2 protein-coding genes are annotated in these 2,081 nt (G+C 69.5%); both read left to right on the top strand.

Annotation, left to right across the window (positions count from 1 at the left end; translation table 11 throughout):
- Window positions 1–1,110, top strand: a 1,110-nt coding sequence (crtI, locus tag AC5JLB_RS01835) for a phytoene desaturase family protein (protein ID WP_495872154.1), incomplete at its 5' end; no start/stop codon positions are given.
- The coding region (locus tag AC5JLB_RS01830; RefSeq protein WP_495872153.1) for a phytoene desaturase family protein at window positions 1,107–2,081 on the top strand (975 nt) is incomplete at its 3' end. The genes crtI and AC5JLB_RS01830, both read left to right, overlap by 4 nt.

The raw sequence follows: 2,081 nt of genomic DNA, 5'->3' as shown, positions 1-2,081 counted from the left end.
CAGAAGCCGTTCCTGGGGCTCTCGGCCTTCGCGGACCGAGACATGGCGCGTGCGCTGCCGCATCTGCGGCCCTGGGCGACGGTGGATGCGGACCTGAGGCGCTGGTTCCATCACCCGGACACCCGCCTCGCCTTCTCGTTCCAGTCGAAGTACCTGGGCATGTCGCCCTTCAAGTGCCCGTCGCTCTTCACGATCCTCGCGCATATCGAGTACGGCCACGGCGTCTTCCACCCCTTGGGCGGCTGCAACGCGATCCCGCGCGCGATGGCCCAGTGCCTCGCCCGCATGGGCGTGGAGGTCCGGCTGAACGAGCCGGTCACGGCCCTGACCTTCGAGGGCCGCCGCGCCACCGGCGTCCGCACGGCCCGCGCGACCTACGAGGCCGATGCCGTCGTCGTGAACGCGGACTTCGCACAGGCCATGCGCAGCCTCGTCCCCGACGCGCTGCGCCGCCGCTGGACCGACGCACGGATCGGGGCCAAGAGCTACTCCTGCTCGACCTTCATGCTCTATCTCGGGATCGAGAGGACTATGCCCCTCGCCCACCACACGATCTTCCTGTCGCGCGACTACGCCCGCAACATTCGCGAGATCGAGGAAGGAAAAGCCCCGACCGAGCCCTCGATCTACGTCCAGAACGCCTCCGTCACCGACCCGTCGCTAGCGCCGCCGGGCCACTCGGCCCTGTACGTCCTCGTCCCCGTCGGCAACCTCGCCACGGGCGCCGACTGGCGGGTCATCGCCGCGCCCTACCGCGAGGCGGTGCTCGACCGCTTGGAGGTCTGGACCGGCACCGACGTGCGCCCGCTTATCCGGACCGAACGCATGGTCGCCCCGCCCGACTGGGAGGCTTCGGGCATCTACCGCGGCGCAACCTTCAACCTCGCGCACAATCTAGGCCAGATGCTGCATCTGCGGCCACGGAACCGGTTCGAGGACCTCGACGGGGTCTATCTCACCGGCGGCGGCACCCATCCGGGGAGCGGGCTCCCCACCATCTTCGAATCGGCCCGGATCGCGACCAAGCTCCTGGCCGGGGACCTGGGATTGGAGGCCGGGCGCATCCCCGAGAGCGCGCTGGGTCAGGGCATGACGGAGGCGGCGGAATGAGCAAGGTGGGCATCATCGGCGGGGGCCTGGGCGGCCTCGCCTCGGCCTGCACGCTGGCGGCGCGCGGCCACAAGGTCACGCTCTTCGAGAAGAACCCTTGGCTCGGCGGCAAGGCCGCGGTGCTCGAGGAAGGCGGCTTCCGCTTCGACATGGGGCCGACGATCCTCACCATGCCCCGCGTGCTCGAACGCATCTTCTCCGAAGCGGGGCGGAGCCTGTCGGACTACCTCACCCTCGTCCGCCTCGATCCGCAGTGGCGCTGCTTCTACGACGACGGCACCGTGCTCGACCTGCGCGACGACCCGGCCGAGGCGCGCCGGTCCATTGCCGCGCTCTCGGCCCGCGACGCGCAGGGTTTCGACGACTTCATGGCCGTGGCCCGGCGCCTGGCCGACGTGTCCGACCGGTTCTTCTTCTGGAAGTCCGTCGAGGACCTGAAAGACACCATGGACCTCAAGGCCAACATGTCCCTTAGCACGCTGTCGGACGTGCTGAGCCTCCGTATGCACCGCACCGTCGCGGGCCAGATCAAGCGCAACGTCGCCGACCCGCGCGTCCGCCAGATGCTCGAGCATTTCATCCAGTACGTCGGCTCCTCCCCCCTTGGCGCGCCGGCGGTCCTCTGCGGCATCGCGCAGATGCAGCAGGGCGAAGGCGTCTGGTACCCGATGGGCGGCACCCGGGCCGTCCCCGTCGCGCTCACCCGGCTGGCTGAGGAACTGGGGGTGGACTTCCGCACCGGCGTGGACGTGACGCGCATCCACACCGAAGAGGGACGCGCCACCGCCGTCGTCACCGCTCACGGCGAGCGGATGGCTTTCGACCGGATCGTCTCCAACATGGACTCGGTACGAACCTACCGCGAGCTCATCGGCGGTGCGGCTTGGGACGACTTCAACCGCGGCCGCAAGCGCGAGGCCGCCTGCTCGGGCGTGGTCCTCTATCTCGGGCTGCGGAAGGCCTACGACCAT

The sequence above is a fragment of the Myxacorys chilensis genome, assembly GCF_059505265.1.
This window is presented reverse-complemented; position numbering and strand designations above follow the sequence as displayed.